6 protein-coding genes are annotated in these 5,791 nt (G+C 67.2%); 2 read left to right on the top strand and 4 right to left on the bottom strand.

The window, feature by feature from the left end; translation table 11 throughout:
• The first annotated feature begins 1 nt into the window (after nucleotide 1).
• A complete protein-coding gene (locus EB084_18125; protein NDD30178.1) occupies nucleotides 2-985 on the top strand; it encodes a molybdenum cofactor biosynthesis protein MoeB in 984 nt (327 codons plus the stop codon).
• Between the two features lie 58 nt (nucleotides 986-1,043).
• Here EB084_18125 and EB084_18120 read toward each other — a convergent pair whose 3' ends face one another.
• Nucleotides 1,044-2,315, bottom strand: coding sequence for an O-acetylhomoserine aminocarboxypropyltransferase/cysteine synthase (locus tag EB084_18120; protein NDD30177.1), 1,272 nt, complete (start codon nucleotides 2,313-2,315; stop codon nucleotides 1,044-1,046).
• A complete protein-coding gene (locus tag EB084_18115) occupies nucleotides 2,312-3,403 on the bottom strand; it encodes a homoserine O-succinyltransferase (protein ID NDD30176.1) in 1,092 nt (363 codons plus the stop codon). Before EB084_18115 ends, EB084_18120 begins: the two co-directional genes overlap by 4 nt.
• 483 nt (nucleotides 3,404-3,886) lie before the next feature.
• On the opposite strand from EB084_18115, the gene EB084_18110 reads away from it, so the two are divergent.
• Nucleotides 3,887-4,249 (top strand): hypothetical protein, encoded by a 363-nt coding sequence (locus EB084_18110; protein NDD30175.1) that lies wholly within the window; start codon nucleotides 3,887-3,889, stop codon nucleotides 4,247-4,249.
• 165 nt (nucleotides 4,250-4,414) lie between these two features.
• Here the strand turns inward: EB084_18110 and EB084_18105 are convergent, their stop codons facing one another.
• Together EB084_18105 and EB084_18100 are read right to left on the bottom strand one after the other, a co-directional pair.
• Nucleotides 4,415-4,855, bottom strand: a complete 441-nt coding sequence (locus EB084_18105) for a hypothetical protein (GenBank protein NDD30174.1) — start codon at nucleotides 4,853-4,855, stop codon at nucleotides 4,415-4,417.
• 66 nt (nucleotides 4,856-4,921) lie between these two features.
• Nucleotides 4,922-5,791: alpha/beta fold hydrolase (locus EB084_18100; GenBank protein ID NDD30173.1), on the bottom strand; the 870-nt coding region annotated here is incomplete at its 5' end.

The raw sequence follows: 5,791 nt of genomic DNA, 5'->3' as shown, positions 1-5,791 counted from the left end.
CGTGGGCACCATCGGCGTGGTCGATTTCGATGTGGTCGATATGACCAATCTGCAGCGCCAGATCCTGTATTCGGGTGCTGACGTGGGGAGAGACAAGGTCGAAGCGGCGGTCGAGCGGCTGCGCGGCATCAACGCCGACATCGACATCGTGGCGCATCGGCTGCGGCTCGATTCGGCCAACGTTCTCGATCTGGTCGCGGAATACGACATCGTGGCCGACGGCACCGACAACTTCCCCACGCGCTATCTCATCAATGACGCGTGCGTGCTGAAGGGCAAGGCGAACGTGCACGCCAGCATCTTTCGCTTCGAGGGGCAGATCAGCGTGTTCGACGCGCGTCGCGGGCCGTGCTATCGATGCCTCTTTCCCGAGCCGCCGCCGCCGGGAATGGTGCCGTCGTGCGCCGAAGGGGGCGTTCTCGGCGTGCTCCCGGGCATCGTGGGGTCGCTGCAGGCGCTCGAGGTGATCAAGCTCGTTCTCGGAATCGGGGAACCGCTCATCGGACGCCTGTCGGTGTTCGACGCGCTCGATTTCACCTTCCGGGAGATCAAGATCGGCAAGGATGCGCGCTGCGTCGTCTGTGGCCCGCATCCCACGGTGACTGCCCCCATCGATTACGAGGCCTTCTGTGGGGTGGCGTCGAGGGGGCGAACGGAAGACGCCGATCCGGTCTGTCTGAGCGTTGAAGAGGTTGCTGCATTGCGCCGCGGTGGCAGGTCGCTGAACCTGCTCGACGTGCGCGAGCCCCACGAGCACGACATTGCGGCCATCGCGGGCGCGCGGCTGATTCCCCTGGGCGAGCTGGCCACGCGCCTGCACGAGCTCGACGGGGCGCAGGACCTCGTCGTCTTCTGCAAGCGCGGGCCCCGCAGCCTGAAGGCGGCCGCGCTGCTGCGCGAAGCGGGGATGTCAGACGTGCGTGTGATGGCGGGCGGCATCGAGGCCTGGGCCGAGCGCATCGAACCCACCATGGCGCGATACTAGCGCGCCGTGATGGGCGTGCGTCACGGGCCTGCGGCTCGCGTGCCGCCCACCGCCGGCGTCAGCTCTTCGCGAGCGCCTGATCGAGGTCGGCGATGATGTCGTCGATGTGCTCGATGCCGATGCACAGGCGAATCATGTCTTCGGTCACCCGCGCCTGCTTCAGCTCGTCGGGGGTGAGCTGGCGATGCGTGGTCGAGGCCGGATGCGCCGCCAGCGACCGGGTGTCGCCGATGTTCACGAGGCGCTTGAACAGGCCGAGGCTGTCGTAGAACTTTCGTCCTGCCTCGAGCCCGCCCTTGATGCCGAAGGTGAGCAGGGCCGACGGGCGCCCGCCCGTGTACTTCTGCGCCAGGGCGTGGTATGGCGAGTCGGGCAGACCGCCGTACTGCACCCACGACACGCGCTCGTGCCCTTGCAGGTGACGGGCCACGGCCATGGCGTTCTCGACGTGGCGATCCATGCGCAGGTGCAGGGTCTCGAGCCCCTGCAAGATGAGGAACGCGTTGAGCGGGCTGAGGGCCGCGCCGGTATTGCGCAGCGGAACCGTGCGAACGCGACCGATGAAGGCGGCCGGACCCAGGGCCTCGGTGTAGACCACGCCGTGGTAGGCCGGCTCGGGGCGCGTGAGCAGGGGGAAGCGTTCCGCGTTCTCCGCCCAGGGGAACTTCCCCGAATCGACGATCATGCCGCCCAGCGAGTTTCCGTGACCGCCGATGTACTTGGTGAGCGAGTGCACCACGATGTCGGCCCCCCAGTCGATGGGGCGCAGCAGGTACGGTGAGGGCACGGTGTTGTCGACGATGAGCGGCACGCCGTGGGCGTGGGCCATCTGGGCGAGGGGCTCGAGGTCGACGATGTTGCCGGCCGGGTTGCCGATGCTCTCGCAGTAGACGGCGCTCGTTTTTTCGTCGATGAGACGGGCCAGGGTGTCGGGGTGATCGTCGGCGGCGAAGCGCACCTCGATGCCCATGCCGCCGAGCATGTGCGCGAACAGGGTATAGGTTCCGCCATACAGCTGGGGCACGCTTACGATGTTGTTGCCCGCCTGGGCCAGGGTGAGAATGCTGTAGGTGATGGCGGCCTGTCCGCTCGACAGGGCCAGCCCCGCGATGCCGCCTTCGAGGGCGGACACGCGCTTCTCGAGCACGTCGCAGGTGGGGTTCATGAGGCGGCTGTAGATGTTGCCGGGAACGGCGAGGTTGAACAGGTCGGCGGCGTGCTGGGCGTCGTCGAACTCATAGGCCACGGTCTGGTAGATGGGTACCGCCACCGCGTGGGTGGTGGGGTCGCCGTCGTAGCCGGCGTGTACGGCAAGGGTCTCGGGCTTCATGGGTGGTCGAGGCTCCATTTCTTTCCCCGCTGCAGCGGGTCGTTGGGATCGATTCCGTCTGCGAAGGGTTTCTTTCGGTCGAGGTGGGTCAGGCGATAGACCAGGCCCAGCCAGTTGTTGAACAGGGTCTTTGCGCTGTCGCCCCATGTGTTGTCGAGCAGGGGCTCGAGGGCGTCGTCCGGGAACTCGGGGGGCGTCTGGCCCTGGCGTCGGGCGTCGACGACCTGGGCGCGATGGCGCTCGACGAGGTCGAGGGCGTCGAAGGTGAAGTAGCGCTCGGGCAGGGGAGGGTGCTCGTCGATCTCGCCCATCGCGAAGCGTCGCACCTCACGCTTGTACTCCTTGAGCAGGCTGTTGATGTCGTACTCCGGGTGGCCCTGCAAGAACACGTAGCGCAGGCCGTCGGCGCTCACCGCCAGGTGAACGTCGCCATCGGCCGTCGTGATGAGGGGCACCACGCCGGCCGCCTCCATGCTCACGCGGGGGATGTCGTTCCAGCGTGAGTGAGGCACGTCGAAGAGCGTGTTCACGTCGGCCAGCAGCGGATGGTCGATGCGCGCCACGCGGTGGCGGTACACCCCCCAGCGCTTGCGGCTCAGCGGCGTGCGCCGCAGTCCGTAGATGTGCTCGAGCAGCACGTGGCTGGCCAGGCATGAGCACAAGATCGAGGTCACCGACTGCGAGGCCCAGTTGATGACCTCGAGCAGCGGCTCCCAGAACGGTTCGGCGCTGAGGTCGGGACGCGTCACATTGGCCCCCGTGACGATGAGGGCGTCGAGGCCGTGCGCGCGTATCTCTTCGAAGGCGGTGTAGTGCGTGTCGATGTGGGTGCTGGCCTTCTCGCCGCGATCGAGCCCCTCGATGGTGAAAGGGTAGACGTAGAGCTGGGCGATCTGGTTCGAGCTGCCCACAAGATTGAGGAACTGGCGCTCGGTGGGCTCGAGGGCGGCATCGGGCATCATGTTGAGCAGTCCGATGTGGAGCTCGCGGATGTCTTGCTGGGTCGCCCGATCGAGGGGCAGGATGTTCTTTCCCTGCGCCTCGAGCTCGTCGAACACGGGCAGGGCATGATGGCGGACGAGGGGCACGGGGTGTCAACCTTTGTCTCGATTAGTCTGGCCGACGGGGGGCTCGGCCGCGGGGCATGGTGTTCGGTCTACCAGGGGGATCCCCTTCCTCTCTGCAACGTGGCGGGTCTGCTGACACGCTCCGCTCCAGAAGAGGGCCTGAGGGTGGAACGTGGGGAGGGACCTTCGTGAAGCGGGCGGTTTCAGGAAAATTTCAGGGCAGGCGCGTACATTCAGACGGCAAGAGGTTGAGCGAAGAGGCGGCATCACTCTCTCTGGAGGCCCGCCATGAACCTGTCTGCTCCCTCTCCGTCAAGAATCGTGCGAGAGCAGTCTGTGACACGACGCTCGCACAGACCTGAATCCCTTTCCTTGACACCCATCGATGCATCTGTTCGAGACGCGTCTGACGCGCTCTCGCTTCGGGGGAGCGGTGCGGCTTTGCCCCATCTCCACCTTCTATCGGCCAGCCGATCATCTGGTCGCCCCCCCGTGCGTGATGTGATGATTCAGGCTGCTGTGGGTGCCGCCTGGGGGGCGCTGGGCACGTTCACCGGCGGGGTGCTCGGCGCTGTGGTTGGTGGACTCACCGGTCTGGGTTTCGGAGGACGGGCGGGATTCTCACTGGGAGAGGCGCTGTCGCTCAATCTTGCCCGCAAGACGGGCGAAGGCCAGGTGAACCCTGTCGTCGGGGGCATCGGAAGCGTGGCGCTCCCGTTCGTCGGCGGAACGGTCGGCGCTGTTGCCGGCGCCACCGCAGGGGTCCTCTGCGCTATCACCGGTCAGCCGCTCCTCGGCGCGGCCCTGGGTGGCGGGTGTGCACTCGTCACCGCGATGACGAATCGATCGTCGGAATCGAAGCAATAGACCGTGTGATGGCGCGCCAGAGGCGAGGCGCTCCGAGCGGAGAAGGGCCTCCACCCCTTCTCACGGAATGGCGGCGCCCCGGCCTCGTCGTGGCAGCAGGTGCCGAGACGGGGGCCGAGGCGCGTCGAGAAACGTCACCTGAGCCAGTATGATGCGTTGACTGCGTCAGCCCTGCAGCTTGTGGGCCAGGAAGCCGCCGGCGAGCGCGCCGACGGCACGGCCGGGAATGCCCGCCACGGCTCCGCCCGCAATGCTGCCCACCAGGGCGCCCAGGCCGGCGATGGCGGTGGACTTGAACCCTGCGCCGTACCCCATCGAGGCACCGGCGACGGCTGCCCCGATGCCGAAGACCACCGAGCCCATGGGGCCTGCGGCCGCAGACCCGATGGGAATCGCAATCTGCGATGCGATGACTCCGCCGAAGATGGCGCCTGCGCCGGCGTCGGCGGGGTCGAGCTCGCGGGGTGTGTTCTTGCTCAGCTCTACGCGGTCTGCGAGTGAGGTGGGCTGTGCGACCTTCGTGGGCGCGGCGAAGGCGCGCGAAGCGACAGCCTGTGGTGTGACGGTGGACAGTGAAGTGATCATGGTGTGAAACCCTCCCAGCATTCTTCCTCGTGACGTTAGTTTAACGGTTGTGCTGGGGTCAGGTGTTTGCCAGGATGTTTCCGTTTTTCAGGCTTTGTCGCGCAGCGTGCGGTCTCCCGGCGACGGGGAGTCGGTGAAGAACGCGGCCATCTCGCGCATCACCGATTTACTGAACGGGAGAACCTGGTGGGCCCGCATGAACAGACGCTTGAAGGGCACTCCGGGAAGCCAGGCCGAGCGCTCGGTGACGAGGCCGTCGCCCATGGGGGTGGTGCCCAGGCGGCCGCCCACCGTGGGGATGCCGACGCCGGCGATGTTCATGATGTCAGCGCGGCTCTTCTGCTCGTCCCATCGGGCGTTGAGGTCGTGCAGAACGGGGTTTGTGGGGGCGCCGTCGCGGTCGAGGCGATCGGCGGAGAGCTCTCGCAGGCACGTGGTGGCGTCGGGATCGTCAGAGGGCGGGAAGGCGTTGACGTGCAGCGCGTCGCGGGCGAAGGCGCCGAGGTCGGCCAGGATGGCCCCATGGGCGGGGGAGCCCAGCAGCAGCAGGTGGTCGACCTTCTCGTCCGGGTCGCCCAGATAGGTGCGCACGTCGAGGCCGCCCTTGCTGTGGGCAACGATGTCGACCCCCTTCGCGCCGGTCTGGCGGCAGATGGCGTCGACCGCGGCCTTCAGCTCGCTCACGTTGCGCTCGATGGGGTTCCAGCGCTTCGAGAACTCGAGCACGAAGAAGTTCGCCTTCGGGTCAGCCTCGAAGGGCTGACCGCCCGCGATGACGCCGCCGAACTGGTTGGCCCCGTCTCGACCGAGCCAGGTGATCATGCCGGCGTAGTCGCTGGCGTCGCCGAGGAAGCCGTGCACCATGAGCACGGGACGCTGCAGGCGCGGGGCGGGCTCGTCCGGGAGGTCGATGACGTCGACCACCTTCTGAGCCGCGGCGCTGCGCCACGCCTCGGG

It is taken from the genome of Pseudomonadota bacterium, assembly GCA_010028905.1.
Classification (GTDB): Bacteria; Vulcanimicrobiota; Xenobia; order RGZZ01; family RGZZ01; genus RGZZ01.
This window is presented reverse-complemented; position numbering and strand designations above follow the sequence as displayed.

Coding starts and splice junctions, on each gene's coding strand:
- EB084_18105 (NDD30174.1), bottom strand. CDS start 4,855: ATGCTGGGAGGGTTTCACACCATGATCACTTCACTGTCCACCGTCACA.
- EB084_18110 (NDD30175.1), top strand. CDS start 3,887: ATGATTCAGGCTGCTGTGGGTGCCGCCTGGGGGGCGCTGGGCACGTTC.
- EB084_18120 (NDD30177.1), bottom strand. CDS start 2,315: ATGAAGCCCGAGACCCTTGCCGTACACGCCGGCTACGACGGCGACCCC.